The following is a 22,568-nucleotide window of genomic DNA, read 5'->3' as shown; positions in this document are numbered from 1 at the left end:
GAACAGAATAAATAGTGGCGATTAATAATAAAGATACTGAGATTGTCCCTGTGCGCCGATACGGCGATGGCTGCACAGGCAGCGCAAACTTGCCAGAGATCAAGGTGGTGGCACTTCGTGGCCCACAGGTCGATCTGGAGACTATCTCGCGGCACGCAAATTGTTATAATGTGATTTGCGTCACATCATTAATGTGACGATCGTTTGAATGAATTGCATGACGAGAGTGTTTTTATGGAAGAAAGGACGAGCCGCGGACCAGGCGGTAAGCTGGCGCTGTGGGTTTTTTACGCGTTTTGCGGCTACTTTATCTGGGCCATGGGTCATTATATTTGGGTCATCAGCGATGTGCAGAGCATTCCCGGCGCCACCCTTGAGGGGGAAATGGGCTCGACCAGCGGCAAATGGCTTGGCGCGTTGTTGGGCTTTCTGGTTCTGAGCATTGTCGGCGGGCTGCTGGGCGGCATTGCGTGGTACACGCGCCCTCGTCGCTACGGGCAGGAAGAACGCCTGTAATCTTGCTATGCTGGGTGAAAATATTCACTCAGGCGACACCCAAAATGGATTTAACCGCATGGCAGCAGGACGTTGAGTTCTGGTTTGAACAACATGAGTTTCACGGCGATGCTTCACATGATATCGCCCATTTCCGCCGGGTGTGGCATACCGCCCGGCAGATAGCGGAAGGGCGGCCGGTCGATTTGCTCGTCATTCTGCTGGCCAGTTATTTTCACGACCTGGTGAGTCTACCGAAAAATCACCCTGATCGTGCGCAATCCTCACAGTTGGCGGCGCAGCGAACTTTAGACGTTCTGCGCCGCGATTTCCCCCATTTCCCCAGCGAACGTTATAGCGCTGTCGCTCATGCGATAGCGGCGCACAGCTTCAGCGCCAGGATCCCACCGCAAACGGAAGAAGCGCGAATTGTCCAGGATGCCGACCGGCTTGAGGCGCTGGGTGCCATCGGGCTGGCTCGCGTGTTTGCTGTCTCGGGTTCGATGAATACGGCGCTGTTCGATGCTGACGATCCCTTTGCCGATCGCCGGCCGTTAGATGACAAAACCTACGCGCTGGACCATTTCCAGACCAAACTGCTGCGCCTGCCTGCGACGATGCAAACTGAGAAAGGGCGGGAATTAGCGCAAAAGAATGCTGATTTCCTGGTGCACTTTATGGCAAAACTGAGCGCCGAACTGGCGGGCGACCCGCTGTCGCTGGATGCGGATGTGCTGCGGCGATTCGCGCCACAAGAATCCAGCAAACTGTGATAATCTCGCCTTTATTTGCGCTTTCTTTTTCCTTTTCTGTATCTGGTCAAATTTATGCAACAACGAGTCTTATCAAACGAGGTAGCGTTACCCGACGAGCCGGACGCTCAGGCGCTGCTGGAGCATATCCTGGAGATTTACGATCTTAAGACCGTTGTCGCCGAGCTGGTTGCCGTAGGGGAACAGCACTGGAGCCCGGCTATTGTTAAACGTGTCGTCACGTTGGGGCGCGCCAATACCCGACTCAGCGAAAACGAGCAGGCGCATCTTGCTGGGTTGCTGCCGAAGCCGCCCGCTCATCATCCGCATTATGCATTCCGCTTTGTCGACCTTTTTGCCGGTATTGGCGGAATACGCAATGGCTTTGAGGCGATTGGCGGCCAGTGCGTGTTCACCAGCGAGTGGAACAAACACGCGGTGCGTACCTATAAGGCGAACTGGTACTGCGATCCGCATGAGCACCAGTTCAACGCCGACATTCGCGATGTCACGCTCAGTGGCCGCACCGACGTCAGCGACGCTGAGGCGCAGGCGCATATTCGCCAATGTATACCGCAACATGATGTTCTGCTCGCAGGCTTTCCCTGCCAGCCGTTTTCGCTGGCCGGAGTATCGAAAAAAAATGCCCTGGGCCGTGCGCACGGGTTTGCCTGTGATACGCAAGGCACGCTGTTTTTTGACGTAGTACGAATTATTGACGCACGCAGGCCGCCCATCTTTGTGCTGGAAAACGTCAAGAATCTCAAGAGTCACGATGGTGGGAAAACCTTCCGTATTATCATGCAAACCCTGGACGAACTGGGCTATGAAGTTGCCGATGCTGCGGATATGGGGGCCGATGATCCGAAGATTATCGATGGTCAGCACTTCCTGCCGCAGCACCGCGAACGTATTGTGCTGGTTGGCTTCCGCCGGGATTTAGGCCTGCATCAGGGGTTCACCCTGCGCGATATTCCTGCGCTTTACCCTGCGCGTCGTCCGACGTTTGGCGAGCTGTTAGAGCCGAATGTCGATGCCAAATTTATCCTGACGCCGGTGCTGTGGAAGTACCTCTATCGCTATGCGCGTAAGCATCAGGAAAAGGGCAACGGATTCGGTTATGGCCTGGTTGACCCAACGCGAGCCAGCAGCGTGGCGCGTACGTTGTCGGCACGCTATTACAAAGACGGCGCGGAGATCCTCATCGATCGCGGCTGGGATCGCGCGTTGGGCGAAAAACATTTTGACGATCCACAGAATCAGTTACGTCGACCGCGTCGCCTGACACCGCGCGAGTGCGCGCGGTTGATGGGCTTTGAATCGCCGCAGGGCTACCGCTTTCGCATTCCGGTCTCGGATACCCAGGCCTATCGCCAGTTTGGTAACTCGGTGATCGTGCCGGTATTTGCCGCCGTGGCCAAGCTGCTGGAGTCGCGTATCCTGCAAGCGGTACAAAAGCGGGATGCGGAGAAGAAGAATGGCGGACGTTCACGATAGGGCCACTCGCAGCAAAAATATGCGTGCTATCGGTACGCAGAATACCGCCATTGAAAAAAGGATGGCGTCCTTGCTCGAGCAGTTGGGCCTGCGCTGGCGGGCTCAGGACACACGTTTGCCGGGACGGCCAGATTTTACGCTCGACGACTATCGTTGCGTCATTTTTACCCACGGCTGTTTCTGGCATCAACACGATTGCTATTTGTTTAAGGTGCCCGCCACGCGAACCGAGTTCTGGCTGGCGAAAATTGGCGCTAATGCCGCTCGCGATCGACGGGATATTGGCCTGCTGGTCGAACAGGGCTGGCGAGTGCTGGTGGTATGGGAGTGCGCGCTACGCGGACGACAGAAGCTAAGCGATAGCGCGCTGAGCGAACGGTTGGAGGAGTGGATCTGCGGCGGCGAAGGCAGCGCGCAGATCGGGATTCAGGGGATCACGAATCTAAACCTGCTTTCTTCGTCGGGCAGGGAGTAGCCGACGCTTTCGCCGGGAACAGGTATTTGCCTAAGGTCACCAGGACAACCGCCGCAATGATAATCGCCAGCGCCAGCCACTCAGTCGCAGAGAGATGCTCGCCATTAAAACCGGTGCCCAACAGCACGGCGACCACCGGGTTGACGTAAGCGTAGCTGGTGGCCACGGCGGGGGTAACATTACGAATCAGATACATATAGGCATTAATGGCGATGATAGACCCGAAAATCGCCAGGTAACCTACCGCCAGAAAACCGTGCAGATCCGGTAACGTCGTCAAGCGTTCACCGCTGAGCAGCGAGGCCAGCATCAACACAATACCGGCGGCCAGCATTTCAATTGCCCCGGCCATCATGCCGGTTGGCAGCGTGATACGTGATCCATACACCGAACCAAACGCCCAGCTCAGCGAACCAATCAGAATCAGCAGCGCTCCCCACGGGTTGCCGCTAAGGTTGCCGCCGCTGTTTAACAGCACGATGCCCGCCAGACCGATGGCGATCCCCAACCATTCCAGCTTACGGGTGGCGATGCCGAAAAAGCGGCTAAAGCACAAGGTAAACAGCGGTACGGTCGCCACCATGACGGCGGCAATCCCCGAAGGCACATGCTGATGTTCCGCCACCGTCACCATGCCGTTCCCCACGGCCAGCAGCAGTACGCCAATCAGCGCCGCGTTGAGCAGCGGCCCACGCGGCGGCAGCCGGTGCCCGGTCGCCAGCAGATACATCATCAGCACCACGCCCGCCGACAGGAAGCGCACGCCCGCCATCATCAGCGGGGGCCAGCTGGCAACGCCAATGCTGATGGCAAAATAGGTCGACCCCCAGATGATATACAGCGCGAACAGCGCGCCAACCAGGGGTAACAGTTGTTTAATACGCATACTTCCTCACGGCAAAATAGCAAGCAGGCTGATAGTAAACGCGAAAACGAGTTCGCTGGCGAGTGCTTTAATTAAGGGGTTGATGTTATTTTTATGTTATAAATATGTATCTCTTACACCCCGCGCTATTTTGCTTCATACTTTACTCTCAATAACAAAAAGGAAGGATGTCGCTTGTGGCGGGAAGTAGTTTATTAACCTTATTAGATGATATCGCGACTTTACTCGACGATATCTCGATGATGGGCAAACTGGCGGCGAAAAAAACCGCTGGTGTGCTGGGCGATGATTTATCGCTGAATGCCCAGCAGGTGTCAGGCGTGCGCGCTAACCGCGAATTGCCGGTGGTGTGGAGCGTGGCCAAGGGGTCGCTGCTCAATAAGGTGATTCTGGTACCGCTGGCGCTGCTGATCAGCGCCTTTATCCCCTGGGCGGTGACGCCGTTGCTGATGATCGGCGGGGCTTATCTGTGCTTTGAAGGCGTGGAGAAGGTGCTGCATAGCCTGCATGCGCGTAAGCACAAGGGCGATGAAGCTGCCCGTCAGAAGCGTCTGGAGACGATTGCGCAGCAGGATCCGGCTATCTATGAGCGCGATAAAGTCAAAGGGGCGATTCGTACCGACTTTATTCTGTCGGCGGAAATCGTGGCGATTACGTTGGGCATTGTGGCACAAGCGCCGTTGCTCAATCAGGTACTGATTCTATCCGGCATCGCGCTGTTGGTGACCGTGGGCGTCTACGGCATTGTCGGGGTGATCGTCAAGCTGGATGATATGGGTTACTGGCTGGCCGAGAAGCGCAGCGTCCTGGCGCAAGGGCTGGGCAAAGGCCTGCTGGTGGTAGCGCCGTGGCTGATGAAAACGCTCTCGGTGGTGGGAACGCTGGCGATGTTTCTGGTGGGCGGCGGCATTGTGGTTCACGGCGTAGCACCATTGCACCATGCCATTGAAGGTTTTGCCCAGCAGCAGTCGGCGTGGTTGGCCATGGCGTTGCCAACGCTGGCAAACCTGGTACTGGGATTTATCATTGGCGCCGTGGTGTTGGCCGCGGTGAATCTCATTGACCGTTTGCGTAAAAAGTCGGCATAAATAATCCAATTCCGCTACGCAAAGAGGGCGTGACCAGGCTAATGTAAAACTGTTTCACCCTGATACCGGAGGCAATAATGGTCTTTTTGGTCAGTGATGAAGTCCGGCCCAAAAACGGTGGGCCGCGGATGGTGGTAACCGGTTATGCCAGCGGTATGGTGGAGTGTCGTTGGTATGATGGTTTCGGCGTCAAACGGGAAGCATTCCGTGAAGATGAGCTGATTCCCGGCGCCATCCATCAGCAAGAACAGGCATCATAACCGTGTTTACGCCCGGCATTTGCCGGGCGTTTTAGACCCGATCTTATCGGGCTCTTTGTCGTAGAGCAGTGTAATGGAGCAGCATGAATTTTCAGCAACGCAGTAGTGGGATGTGGGATGGTTCTGTGAGTATCAGGAGGCCAATGTGCGTCCCTTGACCGTCACCACGGCGGCTTCGTCAGGATGGTGGGCGCGGCTCACGCGTCGGGTTAGCCCCGAACGTGTAGTGAATATCTGCTTTCTGGTGGTGCTGTTCTTCTCCACGTTGCTGACCTGGCGCGAAACCATCGTGCTGGAGGATGCGTATATCTCCAGCCAGCGCAATAACCTGAAAAACGTCGCCAACGACATGGACGCGCAGCTGCAGTTCAACACTGACCGCTTGCTGTTTTTTCGCAACGGTATGGAGTCCGCGCTTCAGGTGCCTCTGGCCTTTGAAGTGTTGCGCACCGCTGAGCAGGAGTTTGAGCGCAAGCGTGCGTTCGCCGACTGGCGGATCTCGCTAAACAACAACCGTACGTTGCCGCTGAACGGCGTCTCGGATAACTTCGTCAAACACACCAATCTCCTGTCGCGTGATAACTCGCTGCTGGGCAATGAGTTTATGGCCGCCATTGAACTGGGCTATTTGCTACGCCTCTCTGCCATTACGCGTCAGCATCTTTCCCGTTTTGAAACCCATATGCTGTACGTTTCGCGCGCCGGGTTCTACCTCAGCACCGAACAGAATCAGGGCAATGGCATCACCGAGTACTATTACAGCCTGGCGACCAGTCCGTGGTTTATCCAGCAGTCGCAGCGAGATAACCCGGGGCGCGGTGTGAAATGGCACACCAGCTTCAACCGCGATAAAGTGCCGGTAGCCCAGATGGTCACCGCCTCTGTACCGCTCGATTACGATCACTACTGGTTTGGCGTGTTGGCCATTCAGCTGTCGGTTAACGAAATGACCCAGTTCCTGATGCAGTCTGTCGAAGGGGAGGAAGAGGGGGAATATCAGCTCTACGATCGCCGAATGAATCTGATTGCTTCATCCGAAGAGGAGCCGCAAAAACGCACGCAGCTTTCGCAAGAGATTCAGGCGCAGCTGGCATATGCCTACGAGCACGATAACGAGGGGAGCGTGCGCCAGCTTTCCCGCTACATCAGCTGGGAAAAACTGCGCAATTTCGACGGCGTGTTGTTGCGCATTCACAGCCTGGAAGAAGGGATCCGCGGTGACTTTGGCAGCATCAGTATCGCGCTAACCCTTTTGTGGATACTGTTCACCTCCATGCTGCTTATCTCATGGGCCGTCATCCGCCGCATGGTACGCAATATGTCGTCGCTACAGGATTCGCTGGAGTGGCGCGCCTGGCACGATATGTTGACCCGGCTGTATAACCGTGCCGCGCTGTTTGAGCGAGCAGGTAAAGCGCTTGCCGTCAGCCAGCAGCGAGGGGCGCCGATGTCGGTGATTCAGCTGGATCTGGACCACTTCAAGCGTATCAACGATCAATATGGTCATCAGGCCGGAGATCGGGTGCTTACCCATATTGGCCGGGTGATTATCAATAAAATTCGCAAATCGGATATTGCCGGACGCGTCGGTGGCGAAGAGTTCTGTATCGTGCTGCCGGAAACATCGCTGGAACAGGCGGTGGTTATCGCTGAACGCATTCGTGAGAGCATCTATAGCCGTGAAATTCTCATCAGCCGCAATCAGACGCTGCGGGTGAGCGCTTCGTTGGGAGTGTGCAGTAGCGAAGAGTTACAGCGCTATGATTTCCAGCACCTTCAGTCGATCGCTGACGGTCGGCTGTATCAGGCTAAACAGGGCGGGCGTAATCGGGTGTGTGCGGAAGGCTGATTACGTAGGCCATAGCAGCGAAAATCATAAATTTAGCTTATGGATAAGTATTGTAATCAGAATAATCCCAAAACATTATCGATGATTCCGGTTAGAGGAAGTTGCCATCTGATTGATTTATATCGATGTTATTAAAAGAAGAAACAATGCGTGACGGAGAGGTCATATATATTTATTAGGTGAATAATTCTTGTCATTCAACATAAACAACGATAATGTTTCACCACGTCAGGTTTCCTGATGTAACGAATATTTCAATGCTTCTTGCTTCGGCAAGGTTGATCCCGACGCAGACGTGTCGGGATTTTTTTGCCTTCAACGCGTCACTTCTGTCACGCTGAAGTCGTGAACATCCAGCTCGAAAGCTTCCGCCAGTTCTCGCCAGGTATGGTATTCACGACCGTCGACGCTCACGTGGTGTGGATCGTTCGACGAACGGTGGATTTCGCTTTCGCTGATTTCGTTGATAGCTGCCAGTAGCGCATCAACGTTGATGTCACGAGGATCGATCGCTGATTTCATCACAGATACCCTTTTTACCGCTCCCTGTATAATTATACATGCGTCGTATAATGCTGCTCACTTTTTGCTCAATTTTTGTTATTGGTGGATATTTAGCCAGTTGGTTGTCAAGGCCGCTGTCAGCATGACAATTTTGTTCTACACTGGGAAAAACCAATCAGGAGAGGCGTTTATGCAAGTTAACGATCGTGTGACGGTCAAAACCGATGGGGGGCCGCGTCGCTCCGGAGTGGTGCTGGCCATTGAACAGTTCAATGAAGGGACGATGTATCTGGTCGCGCTGGAAGACTATCCGCTGGGGATCTGGTTTTTCAACGAAGTGGGCCATCCTGATGGAATTTTTGTTGAGAAAAGCGAATCGTAATCGATCATCTGGCGGTAGCCCTACCGCCAGTTTCCCTGCCTGGATATCCTAGCGCATATTGACGAAAATGCCCGAGGTGACATTTTCCGCCAGGCGCACAACATGATAAATAACCTGTTTGTTATGCGTTTTTATTTTCTTCTTAATATTACCCTTATGTGACGATACGGTTTTTGCTTTAATATTCATCTGATCGGAAATCTGAATCGTTCCCTGTCCCGACATCCACATTTTCAGCATGCTTGATTCTGTCCTGCTTAATGACAGAGTAGACATATTAGTTTGCTTTACGTCTGATTTTTCTTTTTTCAGATAATTCCCCAGAATGCTATCCAGGGTTTCCGGTTTTATCGATTTGGAACTTATTAGCAGATTACTCCGCACCATCAGGTATTCGTCAAAATGAATATTGGCAATAGCCATAAAAACAATGAACAAAGTCCTGGGATGTTGATTAATGATCTGCTTGATATGCAAGCTACTCTGCACATCGTGGATGAAGCAGTCCTCATTAATGAACACGACAGATGGATGACGAGTCGCGCAAACTTCTGTAAGTGCTTCTACGCTCTCAACATTGTCAATATCTCGTTTCTTCACTCCACGACTGGCCAGGTATCCGGTTAACCCTAGCCGCGTATAACTGCATAGATCCATAATAATCGTTGACATGGCATACCCTCACTCAATGCGTAACGATAATTAACCCATTACCCTCGAACTTCATCGTCGCAGCGAACCTAATGAAAATAAAAAATTGAGAATGAAGACGATCAGGCGGCATCAACTATCCCGTAAAGTTACGTATAATTTGCCAGGAATCATCTCAAAGTAAAGTAAATGTTAGGTTATGTGAAAGACGTAAAAACAAATAACCCGCGCCAGCGATATGCTGGTAGATGTTTTTGCAAATTTACTTTAGGAATTTCCTCATAATAACCTGGAGGGTACTATGGAGAATTTATACGTGGTAACTCACTGATAATATCAGCTAATAGATCAAATATTTCGCTAAATAAGTGTTCACAGAAGGGGGCCACTAATGGCATTAACGCCGCCATCAGCATAATGCCGACGGTCAGGGTGATGGGGAAGCCGATAACAAACACCGACAGCTGCGGGGTCATGCGGTTCAGCATCCCGAGCGCCAGGTTAACGGTCAGCAGTAGGGTAATGATCGGCAGCGCAAGCATGAGACCGTTGAGGAAAATCATGCCGCCCGCCCGGGCGAGCGCGAGAAACGCATTGCTGTTAATGGGCTCACCGCCGATAGGCAACGTGTGGAAGGTATCGACCAGCAGTGAAATCAGCCACAGATGGCCGTTGAAGACCAGGAACAGCAGCATGGCCAGCATATCGAGAATGCGCGCCAGTACCGGCATGTTGAGATTGCTGCCCGGATCGACAAAGGTCGCGAACGAGAGACCCATTTGCAGGCCCACAATCTCGCCGCAGGTTCGTACGGCGGCAAAGGCAAACTGCATCGTAAAGCCCAGCGCGATGCCGATGAGAATTTGTTGTAACGCCAGCCAGAGCGCATTGGCGGAAAAAATCGGCACATCGACCGGCGGCAGCGAAGGGGCAATGACGAAGGTGATAATAATCCCCAAACCGACTTTCACCCGTTTAGGCACAGAGCGTTCACTGAGTATCGGCGCGGTGGTGATCAGCGCCAGCACGCGCAGCAACGGCCAGAAGTAGAGCCCGAGCCATGAAACCCACTGGTCGCTGGTCATGTGAAGCATAATGCTTAACCGATGATGTAGGGCAGGTTGCTGAACAACGTGCGTACATAGTCAAGCAGCAGATTCAGCATCCACGGCCCGGCGACGATGATCGCGATAAACACGGCGATAATTTTGGGGATAAACGACAGCGTCATTTCGTTAATCTGCGTGGCCGCTTGCAGAATACTGATAATCAGACCGGTGACCAGCGAGACCAAAAGCAGCGGCGCCGCCAGCGCCAGCGCCACTTTCATCGCCTCGGTGCCCATCATCATGACGGATTCAGGGGTCATGGGTACTCCTTAACTGTAAAAACTCTGCGCCAACGAACCGACCAATAACTGCCAACCATCGACCAACACAAACAGCATCAGCTTGAAGGGCAGGGCAATGGTCGCGGGCGGTACCATCATCATCCCCAGCGCCATCAGCACACTGGCAATGACCAGGTCGATAATCAGAAACGGTATAAAAATAGTGAAGCCAATCTGGAAAGCGGTTTTTAGCTCGCTGGTGACGTAGGCGGGCAGCAGAATGCGCATCGGCACGGCTTCCGGGCCTTGAATCGGTGCGCTGTTGGCCAGCCGGGCAAACAGCGCCAGGTCGGCTTCGCGTGTCTGGCGCAGCATAAATTCACGCAGCGGTTGCGCGCCTTTATCTAACGCCTCCTGCATGGTGATTTTATCTTCGCTAAACGGCTGATACGCGTCGGTATAAACTTTATCAATCACCGGCGACATAATAAAAAAAGTGAGAAACAGCGCCAGCCCCAGCAGCACCTGATTAGGCGGTGCGGACGGCGTACCCAGCGCGCTGCGGAGCAGGCCGAAGACGATGATGATGCGCGTAAAGCTGGTCATCATGAGCAAAATGGCCGGGATAAAGGTCAGCGAGGTGATAAACACCAGCGTTTGGATCGGCAACGACCAGCTCTGCCCGCCGTTGGCCAGCGGCTGGCTGATTAAACCCGGAAGCTGAGCAAAGGCGGAAGGCGAGAGCAATAGCAGCCCGCCCAGCGCGAGGGAATAAATACGGCGCATCAGGATCTCCCGGGACGCTTAAGCATGTTTTTCATCAGTGAAGCAAATTCCGGCGCGTTAGCCTGCGGCGGCGGGTTTTCCGGCGGCGCTGGCGGCAGGGTATGCAGCAGTGTTACCTGCTGGGCGGTGACGCCCAGCACCAGCCGCGCATCCTCGACGTTCACAATCACCACCCGCTCACGCGCCCCTAACGATGCGCTGGCGCTCACCTTCAGGCCGCTGCTGCTTCGGCCCTGCACCGTACCGGGCAGAACGCGTTTAATGACCCACGCGGCGGCCAGAATCAGCACGATAATGCCCAGTAGTGCGCCGCTCACCTGAATCAGCGGTGAAGTCGTCGGTTCATTGGCGTGCGCCACCGTCACCGGCGTGGTGGTGTGGCTCGCCGGCGCAGCGTGCGATGGTGTTACTACAGGCGCGGAGTGGGTTGCGCTCATATCAGCGGCTCAGACGGCGCATGCGTTCTGACGGCGTGATGATGTCGGTAATGCGAACGCCGTATTTATCGGCAACCACCACCACTTCACCTTGCGCTATCAAATAGCCGTTAATCAGAATATCCAGCGGTTCACCGGCCAGACCGTCCAGCGCCACCACCGAACCTTGCGTCAGACGCAGCAGCTCTTTGATGGTCATGCGCGTGCGGCCTAACTCCACGGTCAGCTTGACCGGGATATCCATAATCAGGTCGATATCCTGCAACGTACCGCTGACATCACCGCCGCCCAACTGTTGGAAGACCGCGTCAGCGGCGCTTTTTCCGGAGGTGGATTTTTGCTCGTTCAGCGCTTCAGCCCACAGATCGTCCACGGATCCGCTGTTGTCATCGGGTGGAGTATTCATATCACTCATTTGGGCTGTTCCTCGTTCAGCGAATTCAAAATCGGGTTGATCAAATGTTCTACGCGCAGCGCATACTGGCCGTTCACGGTGCCGTACTGGCTGGTTAACACCGGTACGCCGTCGACGTGAGCAATAATGCGGTCTGGCTTGTCAATCGGCAGAACGTCACCGGGTTTAAGTTTGAGTATTTGTGACAAACGCAGCGAGATATCGGCGAAATTCGCCACCAGTTCCAGCTCGGAATGCTGCACCTGGCGTACCAGGTTCTCGCGCCAGTTTTGGTCCTCGTGACGTGAGTTTTCCAGCGGCGGGTTGACCAGCAGTTCGCGCAGCGGTTCAATCATGCTGAACGGCAGACAAATGTTAAATTCACCGGTCAGGTTGCCGATTTCCACGTGGAATGGCGTGTTCACCACGATATCGTTCGGTGAGGTGGTAATGTTGGTGAACTTCACCTGCATCTCCGAACGGACGTACTCCACCTCCAGCGGGTTAATCGCTTTCCAGGCATCGCTATAGCCTTCCAGCGCCAGCTTGAGCATGCGGTTAATCACCCGCTGCTCGGTATGGGTGAATTCACGTCCCTCAACCTTGGTCGGGAAGCGACCGTCGCCGCCGAACAGGTTGTCCACCGCGATAAACACCAGGCTTGGCGAGAACACCACCAGGCCGGTACCGCGCAGCGGCTTAAGGTGAATCAGGTTGAGGTTGGTCGGCACCGGCAGGTTACGGGCAAACTCGTGGTAGGGCTGAATGCGGATCGCCCCCACGGTAATGTCCGGACTACGACGCAGCAGGTTGAATAACCCCATACGGAAGTGGCGGGCGAAACGCTCGTTAATAATCTCCAGCGCCTGCAGTCGCTCACGGACCACGCGGCGCTGGGTATTGGGGTCGTAGGGGCGAATGTCATCTTCGCCCGTCGCGCCCGCCAGCGGTTCACTTGATTTGTCGCTGTCGCCGTTTAACAGCGCATCGATTTCGGCCTGAGAAAGAATACTGTCGCCCATGGCTCTACCGCAGAATAAAGGCAGTGTACAGAACGTCGGTAACGTCCTGTTTCGGCTGACCGGCAATTAACGGCGCGCTCAGCGTCTCTTTAATATCGTTTGCGAGCTGTTTTTTGCCTTCGTCTGTTGCCAGTTTAGTCGCATCCTGACGCGACAGCAGCAGCAGCATGCGGCTGCGCACTTCCGGCAGATAGTCGTTCAGACGGGCGCGGTCAGCTTCGGACTTCATGCGCAGCGTGATGCCCACGTACAGCACGCGATCGGCATCGCCCAGGTTGACGGTGAAGGTATCCAGCGGGAAAAAGACCGGTGCGGCCGGCGGCGGCGCTTCTTTTGGCGCGGCCGGGGCGTTCTGATGCTCAATGCGCCAGTAGCTGTAACCTGCTGTGGCGCAGGCGGCGAGCGTTACCAGCACCAAAAGTGGGATCCAGATCGAGCGTTTGCTCTTTTTATTGATAGCGGTGTCAGTCATCTGATGCGGTCTTCCTTTTTACTACTGCTTATCCAATGATTATCCCGCCTCCCGCGCCGGTCAAAGCGTGGAAAAGACGGGAATAATCGTGTTACCTCTGGCGTTTAAGCGAAGATATCTACCGCGTTATCGCCGCGAGAGGCGGCGTGCAGGGCGGCAGGGACGGCCAGCATCTCAGCGTCGTCCTGAGCATCGCTGGCGTTGGCGTCAGCGCGCGAGGCGAACGATTGCTGGGAAGAGGGCTGCTGTTGCTGGCCCGCAAAGCCATCGCTGCTGATATTGCTCTGGCCCAGTTGGATTCCGTTATCTTCCAGTTGGCTGCGCAGCACCGGCAGAGCGGCTTCCAACGCCGCGCGTACGTGGCTGTGCGGCGAGGCCATTTGGATCTGCGCGAGGTTATCTTCCACCTTCAGCGTAATGTGTACCTGGCCTAACGACTCGGGGTGCAGGCGCAGTTTGGCGGTTTGCTGGCCCTGACGGGTAAACAGCGTGATGTGCTGGCTGACGTTCTGCTGCCAGTCCGGAGTACCAAGCTGGGCATGGACGTTGGCGCTGGCGGCCATCGGGGCGGTCAGTGAACTGCTGCTCTGTGGCGAAATCGGCGACACCGTCGCCGTTGGCGCGGTTGGGCTTGGCGTGCTTTCCGCTTCTGCTTTCTGCGCCGGGATCACAAAGGCGGCGTCGGCGGATAGCGCACGGGCATCGGTTTGCGGTTGCGAGGCCGGAGTGCTTTTCACATCGATAAAACCGTCGGCTTTTGCTGAGTCACGTTTGAGTGGCGCGTTTAACGCGCTCAGCGTATCGCTGGTGGCGCTGGCGGTCGAGTTCACCGCCGTCTGCGGGGCTTGCGGCGGCGTGGGCAGCATCGCCATCAACGCATTCAGGCTGCCCTGTTCGTCGTCGCTGAGTTTGTCCTCGTCGCTCTCTTTATCGCTGAGCTTATCCTTACCTGACGCTATTTCGCCTTTCAGGTGTGCCGCCAGCGAACTGAGCAGCGTTTGCGCGTCGCTTTGTTCGCTGATATCCGTCGCTTGACCAATCTCAGCGGTGGCGCGTGTCGCTTCCTGCTGTACCAGCCATTCGGTGATGGATTGACCTTTCGCTTTGACATCGCGCAGCGCCGCCGCGTCCTCGCCGGACAGTTGGGCGATTTTGCCAGCGTTTGTTGCATCGCCGGCTTGCGTTAATGCACCCGCCAGCAGAGCCAGAAAATCCTCGGCGCCGCCTGCGGTTTTGGCTGCGGTATCGGCCCCTGCGAGGCTTGCATCGCTGATGGCCAGGTTAGGCAGAGTGATCATTCTGGTTTCCTCATGGTTGCTCGTTGGGCAAATTCATCCATCTTTTTCTGATCCAGACGGTTTTCCGCCAGCAGCTCCGCAGAGGCCTGCCGGTCCTGTAGCGTTTGCCATGCCTGCAAGCGCTGTTTTTTCTCGCGCCAGAAGTTCAGCGCTTGTTCGACTTTGTTGTTCCACTGAATAAGCTGCTGACGATGCTGGTCAATGGCTTTTTCCAGTGTCTGAATAAACTGCTGGTAGTTTTGCCAGCGCAGGCTCGCGATCCCCTGCGTCATGTCGTTATTCAGGCTGTTCTGGTATTCAAGCTGATAGTCCATCAACATTTTGAGTTGTTCTTCCGCCTGCTGGCAGCCGCGTCGCATCTCGCCCAACACCAGGGCGGCGTTATCGACATCGGTTTCTGCCAGTTCTTTAAGCGTTGCTAATGCACCGTGCTGCGCCATATTGGTGATCCTCTTGCTTCACTATGACGTTGGGAAAATCAATTCCAGCGCCTGGATTGATGATTCCCAGTCTGCTTTTTCAAGAATGCCTTGCTGTAAAAATGCTTCCAGGTGCGGCCAGAGCGTGATGGCTTTGTCCAGCATCGGATCGCTGCCTTTGGCGTACGCGCCGACGCTAATCAGGTCGCGGTTACGCTGAAAACTGGAAAGCAGCTGTTTAAAATTGCGCACTCGCGCGTAGTGTTGCTCGCTAATTAGCGCGGTCATGGCACGGCTGATAGAGGCTTCAATATCAATTGCCGGATAATGACCGGCCTCGGCCAGCCGTCGCGACAGCACGATATGGCCGTCGAGAATGGCGCGGGCGGAGTCGGCGATCGGATCCTGCTGATCGTCGCCTTCGGTTAACACGGTATAAAACGCGGTGATCGAACCGCCGCCGCTGATGCCATTCCCGGCGCGTTCAACCAGCGCGGGCAGCTTGGCAAAGACTGAAGGCGGGTAGCCTTTGGTGGCCGGTGGTTCGCCGATTGCCAGGGCAATTTCACGTTGCGCCATCGCGTAACGGGTCAGCGAATCCATAATCAACAGCACATGCTGTCCGCGATCGCGGAAATCTTCCGCCACGCGGGTGGCGTAAGCGGCTCCCTGCATACGCAGCAGAGGAGAAACGTCGGCGGGCGCGGCAATCACTACGGAACGTGCGCGGCCTTCGGTGCCGAGAATATTCTCGATGAAATCTTTCACCTCGCGACCACGCTCACCGATAAGACCGACGACGATGACGTCAGCGCGGGTATAGCGCGCCATCATGCCGAGCAGTACGCTCTTACCGACGCCGGAGCCGGCAAACAGCCCCATACGCTGGCCGCGACCGACGGTGAGCAGGGCATTGATTGGCCGCACGCCGGTATCCAGCACGTGCTCAATCGGCGTACGCTGGAGTGGGTTGAACGGCGGCGTGATCAGCGCGCCGGTTTCCGTGGTATCCGGCGCGGGCAGGCCGTCGAGCGGTTTGCCGCTGCCGTCGAGTACGCGGCCAAGCAGCGCCGGGCCGAGCGGAAGCTGTTTACCGCTTTGCAGTCCGTCGCCGACGGCGCTACGGGCATAAACCCGCGCGCCGGGTAAAATGCCTTCAACTTCTTCAAGCGGCATTAAAAACAGGCGATGACCGTTGAAGCCGACCACTTCGGCTTCCACTTCCTGCATCTCTGTACCCTGTTGACGCTCAATAATGCAGGTTGCGCCAAGCGGCAACTGCAGCCCGGTGGCTTCCAGCACCAGCCCGGTGGCCCGGGTCAGGCGGCCGTAACGGCGCACGGCGGGAAGCTGGGCAATGCGGGCCTCAAAGTTGTCGAGGGTGTTCAGCCAGCGGGTCAGGCGCACGGTCATCAGCAGGCTCCCGGTGCCGCCAGGCGGCACAGTTCCTGCCAGCGCGTGGCCACGCTGGCGTCGAGATCGCCCTCATCGGCGGAGACCTTACAGCCGCCGGGGTGCAGCGTTGGGTCGCCGCGCAGCCGCCAGCCGTGAAGATTCAGCGTGGCGCCCAGCATCTCCTCGACGCGCGGTAAATCTTCCGGGCTGACCCGCAGCTGCGGCTTGCCGCTGAACAGCGGCTCTTGCTGCAGCAGCGATTGAATCTGTTTGATCAGCGCGGTGTTATCGACCACCGGCATCTGGCCGACAATTTGTCGCGCGGCTTCCAGCGCCATCTGCATCAGACGTGAGGCGATCACGCTGTCAAGCGTATCCAGGGTGTGCTGAAATTCGCTCGCCAGCTGCTGCATGCGGGCATGAATAGGGGCCTGATCCTGTTTGGCTTGTGCCAGGCCCTGTTCGAGCCCCTGCGCCAGACCTTCCTGATAGCCCTGTTGTTGACCCGCCGCGTGGCCTTCACGCAGCCCGGCCTGATAGCCTTGTTCATGAGCCTGGATCTGTAGCTGAGCCAACTGCTGTTGCTGCAACTGCTCGGCAGAAATTTCTTCCTGCACGGCGTCCGGTTCGTCGAGGGTGAGGGGAGTAAACTCCACCTCCACCGGCGGCGAGAGATCGTCAGGCTGCCAGACTTTCCACGGCGTGGTATCAGACATAGGTGTCGTCTCCGCTGCCAATCACCATCTCGCCGGTTTCGGCCAGACGACGCACAATAAGCAGAATGGCTTTCTGTTCGTTCTCAACCTGCGACAGACGTACCGGGCCACGGTTGGCGAGGTCGTCGCGCAGAATGTCGGCAGCACGCTGGGACATATTGCGCAGGAACTTCTCGCGTAGCGGCGGCTCGGAACCTTTGAGCGCGATAAGCAACGATTCGGAATCCACTTCCTGCAGCAGGCGCTGGATGCTGCGATCGTCGACCTCGACCAGGTTTTCGAACAGGAACATTTCGTCGATAATTTTTTGCGCCAGCTCGCCGTCGAATTCGCGTACCGCGGTAATAACCGCTTCTTCCTGCTGCGTTTTCATCAGGTTGATAATTTCTGCCGCCGTTCTCACGCCGCCCATTTTGCTGCGCTTGAGGTTCTGGCCGTCGAGCAGACCGTTCAACACCTCTGTCAGTTCCGCCAGCGCGGCCGGCTGCACGCCGCCGAAGGTGGCGATACGCAGCATGACGTCGTGTCGCAGACGTTCATCGAACAGCGCCAGAATATCGGCCGCCTGACCACGCTTGAGGTGGACCAGAATGGTGGCGATGATCTGCGGATGCTCGTCACGGATAATATCGGCGGCGCTCTGCGGTTCCATAAAGTTGAGCGTCTCGATCCCGCTGGTGGTTTCGCGGGTTTCGAGAATGTCCTCCAGCAGGCTGGAGGCGCGCTCTTCGCCCAGTGCTTTAACCAGCACCGAGCGCAGATATTCATTGGCGTTAACGCTCAGCGCCGCGAACTGCTCGGCCTCTTGCTCAAACTCGGCCAGCACGTCGGTCAGCTGTTTATTCGAGATCTGCTTGATGCCCGCCATGGCGGTACTGAGCTGCTGTACTTCGCGGGTGCTGAGGTGCTTAAACACCTCAGCGGCGCGATCTTCGCCAATCGTCATCAGCAAAATGACGCTTTTGTCGATTCCGGTAAGATTACTCATGGTCGTTATTCATCCATTGGCGAATGACCAGCGCCACGACGCGCGGATCGTTATCAGACATTTCGCGAATACGCTGGCTCATCACCTCGGCGCTCAGGCGCTGGTTGGCACGGCGTTGCTGGGTCTGTTCATCTTTGCTGAGGCGAACCTCAACGGCTTCCTGAATTTCCTGCTGCGCTTTGGCTTTTTCCACCTCGGCCAGGGCGGCCTGTTCACGGCGCACAAGCTGCGGTTTAATCGCTTTACGCCACAGCAGCCAGGCAACAATCAGCACCAGCAGCCAGCGACCGGCGGACATCAGCTGATCGATAAACGACTGCTGCTTCCAGAACGGCAGTTCACCACCGCTGTCATCGCTGCTGTTAAACGGCGAGTTGACCACGTTCAGGGTATCGCCGCGCTGGCTGGAGAAGCCCATCGCCTCGCGGGTTAAATCTTCAATCTGTTTCATCTGATCGCTGGTCAGCGGCAGCGGCTTACCGTCTGGCAGATTGCGATAGTTGACCACCACGGCGACCGACAGACGTTGAACATCGCCAACGTTCTTTTTGGTGTGCGAAATGGTGCGATCGAGTTCGAAGTTGCTGGTTTCGCTACGCTGGGTATTGCGTGGACCGGTGGTGGCGGTTGTGCGGGTATTGGCATTCTGCGCGTTGGCCTGATTCGCCGGCGGGTTGGCAATCGGCGCCGACGGCGCCGGTGCCGGGGTGTTCGACAGCGCGCCAGGAACGCCGCCCGGATACGGGCTACCGACCTGATCGTTTTCGCTCACCTGACGCGAACGAATGGCGGCCTGGTTAGGATCGCCGTTCGGGCGATACTGTTCGTCGGTTTGCTCTTTATTATCGAAGTTTACCTGCGCGGTGACCTGCGCATGCACGTTACCGTTACCGACGATCGGTCCAAGAATCGCTTCAATGCGGCGCTGAACGCGGCCTTCAACGTCGGCGGTGTATTTCAGCTGCGCGTCATTCAGGTCACGAGCGCTGGTATTGGACTGGGTCAGCAGATGGCCGCCCTGATCGACCACGGTGACGTTGCCCGGCGGTAAACCCGCTACGGCGCTGGAGACCAGATGGACCACCGCGGAGATTTGCCCTTCATCAAGCGCGCGGCCCGGTTCGAGGTTGACGGTAATGGAGGCAGAAGGGGATTTCTGCTCGCGTACGAACAGCGAAGGTTTTGGCATCGCTAAGTGCACGCGGGCGCTTTTGACCGGACCGAGGGTTTCGATGGTACGCGACAGTTCACCTTCCAGCGCACGTTGGTAGTTCACCTGCTCGCTGAACTGGCTGATGCCGAATTTTTCCTGATCGAGCAGTTCAAAACCCACCGCGCCGCCTTTCGGCAGGCCGAGCTGGGCCAAACGCAGGCGCAGTTCATGCACTTTGTCAGCGGGCACTTCCAGCGCGCCGCCGTTATCGGCGAAACGATAGGGGACGTTCATCTGGGTCAGTTGGGTCACGATGGCCCCCCCGTCCTGATCGGACAGGTTACTGAACAGCGTGCGATAGTCCGGGGATTTGGCCCACAGTACCATTGCCACGAGAATAGCCACCGCGGCGGCACTGGCCACCATCAGTGGAATTTTTGGATTAGCGCGCAGGCGATTGACCCATTCTACAGTTTTATTTTGTGGCGTAGCCGTAGCACTCGCGCTCATTGCGCACCTCGTCGATCCTGATCAATGGCGTTAAACGTAAACGAAAACAAAGCAGACTCCCTGGCGCAAAACACATAAAGACAGCTATGCCATTATTTGATGCTTCGGGAAATTTGATGGGCCAAATAACCCGTTTTTATAGCGTTATTTAGCGCCTTTATCTTATTGACAAACTGGTAAGCTCGTTCCCAGGTTAAACACAATCTGGGAGTCAACATGGCGATTCAGGGTATTGAGGGCGTGCTGTCGCAGATGCAGGCAACGGCATCGATGGCGCGCAGTCAAAGCGTGGATACACAGCCAACCATCAGCTTTGCCGGGCAGCTGCACGCGGCGCTCGACCGCATCAGCGATACGCAAAATAGCGCCAAAGCGCAGGCGGAGAAGTTCTCATTAGGTGAACCGGGAATCGCGTTGAACGATGTGATGACCGATCTGCAAAAAGCATCCGTTTCATTGCAGATGGGGATTCAGGTGCGTAATAAACTGGTGAGCGCCTATCAGGAAGTCATGGGCATGCAGGTTTAGGTTATCTAACCTAATGAAATATTTAATTAATAACCATCCAATCCAACAGCGTGGGGCATGGATGGGGCAAACTCACTCAATTTCTGGTTCAAGATGAGTACTTGATCCTGGTTGTTATCGGCCATCCAGGATCCGTACACACGGTAAACCATTTGCGCGTCTGTATGACCCATTTGCTTCGCGATGAAGTTCGGGTTAGCGCCAGCAGCCAACGACCAGCATGCATACGTGTGTCTGGACTGGTATGCTCTGCGATAGAGAATCCCGGCGCGTCGCATTGCCGCTTCCCACGACTGATTGATAGAACCAACTGCGTAATGATGCCCTGCACGGCCATTACGTGATGCGATCTGCGGGTTGAACACGAACGTGCACGGATGCACATCAGTACGGCCGTAGATGCTTTACTATGGACCCAGGCTCTGAAACGTGGGCTCTAAAGAATCTACCTGGCATTACCCCCGTCAAACTTAACTCGACTCAAAGACAAAACGTCTACAAGAAAAACGGGAATCTCTACGATCAGATAGCCTTAAACACCTACATGATTGGCGCTGTATCAGATGGCAATGCTGCATTGGGTGGCAAGGTTGTTTCAGGGGAGTGGATTGATGTTGTGCGCTTCCGTGACTGGCTGACTGACTATATTCAGACATCTATGGTTTCACTGATGTCCCGTCAGAAGAAAGTTCCATACACCAACGCCGGCATTGCGCTGCTAGTTAATTCTCTTCGCGCCAGCTTACGGCAGGGGCAGATTGTTGGCGGCATCGCGCCGGATGAGGTAGACAGCGAAGGTAACACAGTGCCTGGCTTTATCATCGATTATAAACGGAACAAATTCAGCGCTTGGTCAGAACGGAAATCATGATCACGCAGTTGGTATTAATGGCTCCATGCCTTCCGGACAGGTCTGGGACAGGGGAACATATTTAGCGGGGACATATGGCTGATAATTCATTTGCAGGAACTGACGTAACCTACACCGATGGTCAATCTAACCGAGTAAGGCCTCCTGATGAAATTTATGCAACAGGGTTTAAGCCCCCTGTAAAAAATCCAGATGGTTCAGTTTCTAAAGGCGATCCGCTGGCGGCAAATCATCTTAATTACATTCTTCATGACCTATACGCTCGAATTGCAGCACTGGAGGCTAAACCATAATGGCAGATATTCAGTTAACTTATTTACAGGACTTACCTCCAGCAGCTTTACTTCAATTAACAGACCTTTTTCTAGTTCATCAGTCTGGTAACGAAAAATCCGCATCACTGTCAGCATTAATGCAAGTGCTACAGCCTCTCGACGCCACGCTGACGGCACTGGCTTCATTAACCGGTGCTGCTGACAAGCTTCCATATTTCAACGGCGACGATACAGCAGCACTAACATCACTAACATCTTTCGCGCGAGAAATACTTGCACTGGCTGACGCAACCAGCGTTCGCACGAAGTTAGGTCTCGGATCTGCAGCTACGCGGAATGTAGATTCCACGGTCAATAATGGGATCCCTGATATGTCATCTTTCGCGGCCAACATGAGTACCAATGGATATATAAAAATCCCGGTCATCGGGGCTGGAGGTGGAGCACAAACATTTGTTCTACAGTGGGGAACTAGACAAGTTGCTTCTAACACATCTGCTGAATATAACGTAAACATAGCATTTCCGAATTCAATTCTATTTGCCATCGGAAACCGGTGGGCTAATGGTTCCAATGCCTCTATGAACGTTAACCCATCAGGGGCTCAGCAGATCACCATTCAAAACTGGGCCCCAAGCGGCGCAAGTGAAAACTGTTCCTGGATTGCTATAGGATATTAATGCAATGAAAAAAACTATCAAGTATGCTAATGGCTTATTTTATCCTAGCGCTGTAATCTATAAAGATATTCCTGCTGATGCAATTGAAGTAAGTGAGGAAAGTTATTTAAAAGCAATGTCCAGGGCCCCAGACGAAACCTTCTCGGTTGATAACCTTGGAGAGGTTACCATACATCCTGCCCCAACTATTTCTCCTGAACAACAAATTGAGCAACGGAAATCTAACCTCAAAAAGGAAGCAGACTACGAAATTGAGTGGAGGCAGGACGCGGTAGATTATGGCATTGCCACTGTAGAAGAGACGAATGACCTGAATGAGTGGAGGGCATATCGTGTTAAATTAATGAGAGTTTCTTTAACCAATCCCGAATTTCCAATTCGACCGGAAGTCTAGACAGAAGTGCCGATATCATTAATACCGGCACCCTATGAAGATTATACTCTCTCCACTAATC

Annotated in this window: 29 protein-coding genes and 1 pseudogene; 13 read left to right on the top strand and 17 right to left on the bottom strand. The window is 55.0% G+C overall.

Going from position 1 to position 22,568, the window contains the following annotated elements:
* The first annotated feature begins 234 nt into the window (after positions 1 to 234).
* The 4 genes from drpB to NNN71_RS16300 are packed head-to-tail and all read left to right on the top strand — an operon-like array spanning position 235 to position 3,219.
* Positions 235 to 516, top strand: a complete 282-nt coding sequence (gene drpB, locus NNN71_RS16315; RefSeq protein WP_163448945.1) for a cell division protein DrpB — start codon at positions 235 to 237, stop codon at positions 514 to 516.
* Positions 517 to 560: 44 nt separating this feature from the next.
* Entirely contained in the window at positions 561 to 1,268 is a 708-nt protein-coding gene (locus NNN71_RS16310) for a phosphohydrolase (protein ID WP_163448946.1), read from the top strand.
* A gap of 54 nt (positions 1,269 to 1,322) precedes the next feature.
* Positions 1,323 to 2,744 carry a DNA cytosine methyltransferase gene (locus tag NNN71_RS16305; protein WP_271458912.1) on the top strand — a complete coding sequence of 474 codons (1,422 nt, stop codon included), beginning with the start codon at positions 1,323 to 1,325 and terminating at the stop codon, positions 2,742 to 2,744.
* On the top strand, positions 2,725 to 3,219 hold the full coding sequence (locus tag NNN71_RS16300) for a very short patch repair endonuclease (RefSeq protein ID WP_271458911.1): 495 nt from the start codon (positions 2,725 to 2,727) through the stop codon (positions 3,217 to 3,219). The genes NNN71_RS16305 and NNN71_RS16300 overlap by 20 nt, the downstream gene beginning before the upstream one ends.
* On the opposite strand, the gene yedA is transcribed toward NNN71_RS16300, so the two are convergent.
* On the bottom strand, positions 3,179 to 4,105 hold the full coding sequence (yedA, locus tag NNN71_RS16295; RefSeq protein ID WP_167575525.1) for a drug/metabolite exporter YedA: 927 nt from the start codon (positions 4,103 to 4,105) through the stop codon (positions 3,179 to 3,181). The two genes, NNN71_RS16300 and yedA, sit on opposite strands and share 41 nt — an antisense overlap.
* Before the next feature lie 167 nt (positions 4,106 to 4,272).
* Between yedA and NNN71_RS16290 the strand changes: the two genes are divergently transcribed.
* From NNN71_RS16290 to dgcQ, 3 genes are all read left to right on the top strand, one after another.
* Entirely contained in the window at positions 4,273 to 5,193 is a 921-nt protein-coding gene (locus tag NNN71_RS16290; RefSeq protein ID WP_442910518.1) for a DUF808 family protein, read from the top strand.
* 77 nt (positions 5,194 to 5,270) lie between these two features.
* The gene (locus tag NNN71_RS16285; RefSeq protein WP_163448950.1) at positions 5,271 to 5,453 is read left to right on the top strand and encodes a YodC family protein; all 183 of its coding nucleotides are present in this window, start codon (positions 5,271 to 5,273) and stop codon (positions 5,451 to 5,453) included.
* A gap of 145 nt (positions 5,454 to 5,598) precedes the next feature.
* On the top strand, positions 5,599 to 7,302 hold the full coding sequence (gene dgcQ, locus NNN71_RS16280) for a cellulose biosynthesis regulator diguanylate cyclase DgcQ (protein ID WP_419057210.1): 1,704 nt from the start codon (positions 5,599 to 5,601) through the stop codon (positions 7,300 to 7,302).
* Positions 7,303 to 7,617: 315 nt separating this feature from the next.
* Here the strand turns inward: dgcQ and NNN71_RS16275 are convergent, their stop codons facing one another.
* Positions 7,618 to 7,824, bottom strand: a complete 207-nt coding sequence (locus NNN71_RS16275) for a DUF2525 domain-containing protein (protein WP_167575527.1) — start codon at positions 7,822 to 7,824, stop codon at positions 7,618 to 7,620.
* Between the two features lie 172 nt (positions 7,825 to 7,996).
* Between NNN71_RS16275 and dsrB the strand changes: the two genes are divergently transcribed.
* Positions 7,997 to 8,188 (top strand): protein DsrB, encoded by a 192-nt coding sequence (dsrB, locus tag NNN71_RS16270; protein WP_064544524.1) that lies wholly within the window; start codon positions 7,997 to 7,999, stop codon positions 8,186 to 8,188.
* 48 nt (positions 8,189 to 8,236) lie between these two features.
* Here dsrB and rcsA read toward each other — a convergent pair whose 3' ends face one another.
* The 14 genes from rcsA to fliF form a co-directional block, all read right to left on the bottom strand.
* Positions 8,237 to 8,860 carry a transcriptional regulator RcsA gene (gene rcsA / locus NNN71_RS16265; RefSeq protein ID WP_163448953.1) on the bottom strand — a complete coding sequence of 208 codons (624 nt, stop codon included), beginning with the start codon at positions 8,858 to 8,860 and terminating at the stop codon, positions 8,237 to 8,239.
* A gap of 278 nt (positions 8,861 to 9,138) precedes the next feature.
* A complete protein-coding gene (fliR, locus tag NNN71_RS16260) occupies positions 9,139 to 9,933 on the bottom strand; it encodes a flagellar biosynthetic protein FliR (protein WP_163448954.1) in 795 nt (264 codons plus the stop codon).
* A 5-nt stretch (positions 9,934 to 9,938) separates the two neighbouring features.
* Positions 9,939 to 10,208, bottom strand: a complete 270-nt coding sequence (fliQ, locus tag NNN71_RS16255; protein ID WP_062778154.1) for a flagellar biosynthesis protein FliQ — start codon at positions 10,206 to 10,208, stop codon at positions 9,939 to 9,941.
* Between the two features lie 9 nt (positions 10,209 to 10,217).
* Complete coding sequence (gene fliP, locus NNN71_RS16250) at positions 10,218 to 10,955, bottom strand: flagellar type III secretion system pore protein FliP (RefSeq protein ID WP_163448955.1); 738 nt, start codon at positions 10,953 to 10,955, stop codon at positions 10,218 to 10,220.
* Complete coding sequence (fliO, locus tag NNN71_RS16245) at positions 10,955 to 11,392, bottom strand: flagellar biosynthetic protein FliO (protein ID WP_167575529.1); 438 nt, start codon at positions 11,390 to 11,392, stop codon at positions 10,955 to 10,957. Before fliO ends, fliP begins: the two co-directional genes overlap by 1 nt.
* 1 nt (position 11,393) lies before the next feature.
* The gene (gene fliN, locus NNN71_RS16240; RefSeq protein ID WP_064544530.1) at positions 11,394 to 11,807 is read right to left on the bottom strand and encodes a flagellar motor switch protein FliN; all 414 of its coding nucleotides are present in this window, start codon (positions 11,805 to 11,807) and stop codon (positions 11,394 to 11,396) included.
* Entirely contained in the window at positions 11,804 to 12,808 is a 1,005-nt protein-coding gene (gene fliM / locus NNN71_RS16235; protein ID WP_064544532.1) for a flagellar motor switch protein FliM, read from the bottom strand. Before fliM ends, fliN begins: the two co-directional genes overlap by 4 nt.
* Positions 12,809 to 12,812: 4 nt before the next feature.
* Complete coding sequence (gene fliL / locus NNN71_RS16230) at positions 12,813 to 13,280, bottom strand: flagellar basal body-associated protein FliL (RefSeq protein ID WP_271458909.1); 468 nt, start codon at positions 13,278 to 13,280, stop codon at positions 12,813 to 12,815.
* Positions 13,281 to 13,384: 104 nt separating this feature from the next.
* Positions 13,385 to 14,578 carry a flagellar hook-length control protein FliK gene (locus NNN71_RS16225; RefSeq protein WP_271458908.1) on the bottom strand — a complete coding sequence of 398 codons (1,194 nt, stop codon included), beginning with the start codon at positions 14,576 to 14,578 and terminating at the stop codon, positions 13,385 to 13,387.
* Positions 14,575 to 15,018 carry a flagellar export protein FliJ gene (gene fliJ / locus NNN71_RS16220; RefSeq protein ID WP_064544537.1) on the bottom strand — a complete coding sequence of 148 codons (444 nt, stop codon included), beginning with the start codon at positions 15,016 to 15,018 and terminating at the stop codon, positions 14,575 to 14,577. Before fliJ ends, NNN71_RS16225 begins: the two co-directional genes overlap by 4 nt.
* A gap of 21 nt (positions 15,019 to 15,039) precedes the next feature.
* Positions 15,040 to 16,410, bottom strand: a complete 1,371-nt coding sequence (fliI, locus tag NNN71_RS16215; protein WP_163448967.1) for a flagellar protein export ATPase FliI — start codon at positions 16,408 to 16,410, stop codon at positions 15,040 to 15,042.
* Positions 16,410 to 17,108: a flagellar assembly protein FliH gene (gene fliH, locus NNN71_RS16210; protein WP_163448959.1), complete on the bottom strand. Its 699-nt coding sequence runs from the start codon at positions 17,106 to 17,108 to the stop codon at positions 16,410 to 16,412. The genes fliI and fliH overlap by 1 nt, the downstream gene beginning before the upstream one ends.
* Positions 17,101 to 18,096 (bottom strand): flagellar motor switch protein FliG, encoded by a 996-nt coding sequence (gene fliG, locus NNN71_RS16205; RefSeq protein ID WP_163448960.1) that lies wholly within the window; start codon positions 18,094 to 18,096, stop codon positions 17,101 to 17,103. Before fliG ends, fliH begins: the two co-directional genes overlap by 8 nt.
* Positions 18,089 to 19,759 carry a flagellar basal-body MS-ring/collar protein FliF gene (fliF, locus tag NNN71_RS16200; RefSeq protein ID WP_271458907.1) on the bottom strand — a complete coding sequence of 557 codons (1,671 nt, stop codon included), beginning with the start codon at positions 19,757 to 19,759 and terminating at the stop codon, positions 18,089 to 18,091. Before fliF ends, fliG begins: the two co-directional genes overlap by 8 nt.
* A 216-nt stretch (positions 19,760 to 19,975) precedes the next feature.
* Between fliF and fliE the strand changes: the two genes are divergently transcribed.
* Positions 19,976 to 20,287, top strand: coding sequence for a flagellar hook-basal body complex protein FliE (gene fliE / locus NNN71_RS16195; RefSeq protein WP_163448962.1), 312 nt, complete (start codon positions 19,976 to 19,978; stop codon positions 20,285 to 20,287).
* Between the two features lie 26 nt (positions 20,288 to 20,313).
* Here fliE and NNN71_RS16190 read toward each other — a convergent pair.
* Positions 20,314 to 20,685: pseudogene (locus NNN71_RS16190) on the bottom strand (tyrosine-type recombinase/integrase); the annotation flags it as partial.
* An 11-nt stretch (positions 20,686 to 20,696) separates the two neighbouring features.
* Here NNN71_RS16190 and NNN71_RS16185 point away from each other — a divergent pair.
* From NNN71_RS16185 to NNN71_RS16170, 4 genes are all read left to right on the top strand, one after another.
* A complete protein-coding gene (locus NNN71_RS16185; protein WP_271458906.1) occupies positions 20,697 to 21,158 on the top strand; it encodes a DUF3383 family protein in 462 nt (153 codons plus the stop codon).
* Positions 21,159 to 21,232: 74 nt separating this feature from the next.
* Positions 21,233 to 21,451 (top strand): phosphoglycolate phosphatase, encoded by a 219-nt coding sequence (locus NNN71_RS16180; protein WP_271458905.1) that lies wholly within the window; start codon positions 21,233 to 21,235, stop codon positions 21,449 to 21,451.
* The gene (locus NNN71_RS16175; RefSeq protein ID WP_271458904.1) at positions 21,451 to 22,113 is read left to right on the top strand and encodes a gp53-like domain-containing protein; all 663 of its coding nucleotides are present in this window, start codon (positions 21,451 to 21,453) and stop codon (positions 22,111 to 22,113) included. Before NNN71_RS16180 ends, NNN71_RS16175 begins: the two co-directional genes overlap by 1 nt.
* A gap of 4 nt (positions 22,114 to 22,117) precedes the next feature.
* Positions 22,118 to 22,507, top strand: a complete 390-nt coding sequence (locus NNN71_RS16170) for a tail fiber assembly protein (RefSeq protein ID WP_271458903.1) — start codon at positions 22,118 to 22,120, stop codon at positions 22,505 to 22,507.
* Positions 22,508 to 22,568: the final 61 nt, after the last annotated feature.

It is taken from the genome of Kluyvera sp. Awk 3 (assembly GCF_028069715.1).
GTDB classification, from domain to species: domain Bacteria; phylum Pseudomonadota; class Gammaproteobacteria; order Enterobacterales; family Enterobacteriaceae; genus Kluyvera; species Kluyvera georgiana_A.
Note: the sequence above shows the minus strand (reverse complement) of the source record. Positions and strands in the feature narration are given on the sequence as shown.

What these genes read in the sequence shown, in the direction of transcription:
- drpB (WP_163448945.1), top strand. Translation starts at nt 235, where the DNA reads ATGGAAGAAAGGACGAGCCGCGGACCAGGCGGTAAGCTGGCGCTGTGG.
- NNN71_RS16310 (WP_163448946.1), top strand. Translation starts at nt 561, where the DNA reads ATGGATTTAACCGCATGGCAGCAGGACGTTGAGTTCTGGTTTGAACAA.
- NNN71_RS16305 (WP_271458912.1), top strand. Translation starts at nt 1,323, where the DNA reads ATGCAACAACGAGTCTTATCAAACGAGGTAGCGTTACCCGACGAGCCG.
- NNN71_RS16300 (WP_271458911.1), top strand. Translation starts at nt 2,725, where the DNA reads ATGGCGGACGTTCACGATAGGGCCACTCGCAGCAAAAATATGCGTGCT.
- yedA (WP_167575525.1), bottom strand. Translation starts at nt 4,105, where the DNA reads ATGCGTATTAAACAACTGTTACCCCTGGTTGGCGCGCTGTTCGCGCTG.
- NNN71_RS16290 (WP_442910518.1), top strand. Translation starts at nt 4,273, where the DNA reads ATGTCGCTTGTGGCGGGAAGTAGTTTATTAACCTTATTAGATGATATC.
- NNN71_RS16285 (WP_163448950.1), top strand. Translation starts at nt 5,271, where the DNA reads ATGGTCTTTTTGGTCAGTGATGAAGTCCGGCCCAAAAACGGTGGGCCG.
- NNN71_RS16275 (WP_167575527.1), bottom strand. Translation starts at nt 7,824, where the DNA reads ATGAAATCAGCGATCGATCCTCGTGACATCAACGTTGATGCGCTACTG.
- dsrB (WP_064544524.1), top strand. Translation starts at nt 7,997, where the DNA reads ATGCAAGTTAACGATCGTGTGACGGTCAAAACCGATGGGGGGCCGCGT.
- rcsA (WP_163448953.1), bottom strand. Translation starts at nt 8,860, where the DNA reads ATGTCAACGATTATTATGGATCTATGCAGTTATACGCGGCTAGGGTTA.
- fliR (WP_163448954.1), bottom strand. Translation starts at nt 9,933, where the DNA reads ATGCTTCACATGACCAGCGACCAGTGGGTTTCATGGCTCGGGCTCTAC.
- fliQ (WP_062778154.1), bottom strand. Translation starts at nt 10,208, where the DNA reads ATGACCCCTGAATCCGTCATGATGATGGGCACCGAGGCGATGAAAGTG.
- fliP (WP_163448955.1), bottom strand. Translation starts at nt 10,955, where the DNA reads ATGCGCCGTATTTATTCCCTCGCGCTGGGCGGGCTGCTATTGCTCTCG.
- fliO (WP_167575529.1), bottom strand. Translation starts at nt 11,392, where the DNA reads ATGAGCGCAACCCACTCCGCGCCTGTAGTAACACCATCGCACGCTGCG.
- fliN (WP_064544530.1), bottom strand. Translation starts at nt 11,807, where the DNA reads ATGAGTGATATGAATACTCCACCCGATGACAACAGCGGATCCGTGGAC.
- fliM (WP_064544532.1), bottom strand. Translation starts at nt 12,808, where the DNA reads ATGGGCGACAGTATTCTTTCTCAGGCCGAAATCGATGCGCTGTTAAAC.
- fliL (WP_271458909.1), bottom strand. Translation starts at nt 13,280, where the DNA reads ATGACTGACACCGCTATCAATAAAAAGAGCAAACGCTCGATCTGGATC.
- NNN71_RS16225 (WP_271458908.1), bottom strand. Translation starts at nt 14,578, where the DNA reads ATGATCACTCTGCCTAACCTGGCCATCAGCGATGCAAGCCTCGCAGGG.
- fliJ (WP_064544537.1), bottom strand. Translation starts at nt 15,018, where the DNA reads ATGGCGCAGCACGGTGCATTAGCAACGCTTAAAGAACTGGCAGAAACC.
- fliI (WP_163448967.1), bottom strand. Translation starts at nt 16,410, where the DNA reads ATGACCGTGCGCCTGACCCGCTGGCTGAACACCCTCGACAACTTTGAG.
- fliH (WP_163448959.1), bottom strand. Translation starts at nt 17,108, where the DNA reads ATGTCTGATACCACGCCGTGGAAAGTCTGGCAGCCTGACGATCTCTCG.
- fliG (WP_163448960.1), bottom strand. Translation starts at nt 18,096, where the DNA reads ATGAGTAATCTTACCGGAATCGACAAAAGCGTCATTTTGCTGATGACG.
- fliF (WP_271458907.1), bottom strand. Translation starts at nt 19,759, where the DNA reads ATGAGCGCGAGTGCTACGGCTACGCCACAAAATAAAACTGTAGAATGG.
- fliE (WP_163448962.1), top strand. Translation starts at nt 19,976, where the DNA reads ATGGCGATTCAGGGTATTGAGGGCGTGCTGTCGCAGATGCAGGCAACG.
- NNN71_RS16185 (WP_271458906.1), top strand. Translation starts at nt 20,697, where the DNA reads ATGGACCCAGGCTCTGAAACGTGGGCTCTAAAGAATCTACCTGGCATT.
- NNN71_RS16180 (WP_271458905.1), top strand. Translation starts at nt 21,233, where the DNA reads ATGGCTGATAATTCATTTGCAGGAACTGACGTAACCTACACCGATGGT.
- NNN71_RS16175 (WP_271458904.1), top strand. Translation starts at nt 21,451, where the DNA reads ATGGCAGATATTCAGTTAACTTATTTACAGGACTTACCTCCAGCAGCT.
- NNN71_RS16170 (WP_271458903.1), top strand. Translation starts at nt 22,118, where the DNA reads ATGAAAAAAACTATCAAGTATGCTAATGGCTTATTTTATCCTAGCGCT.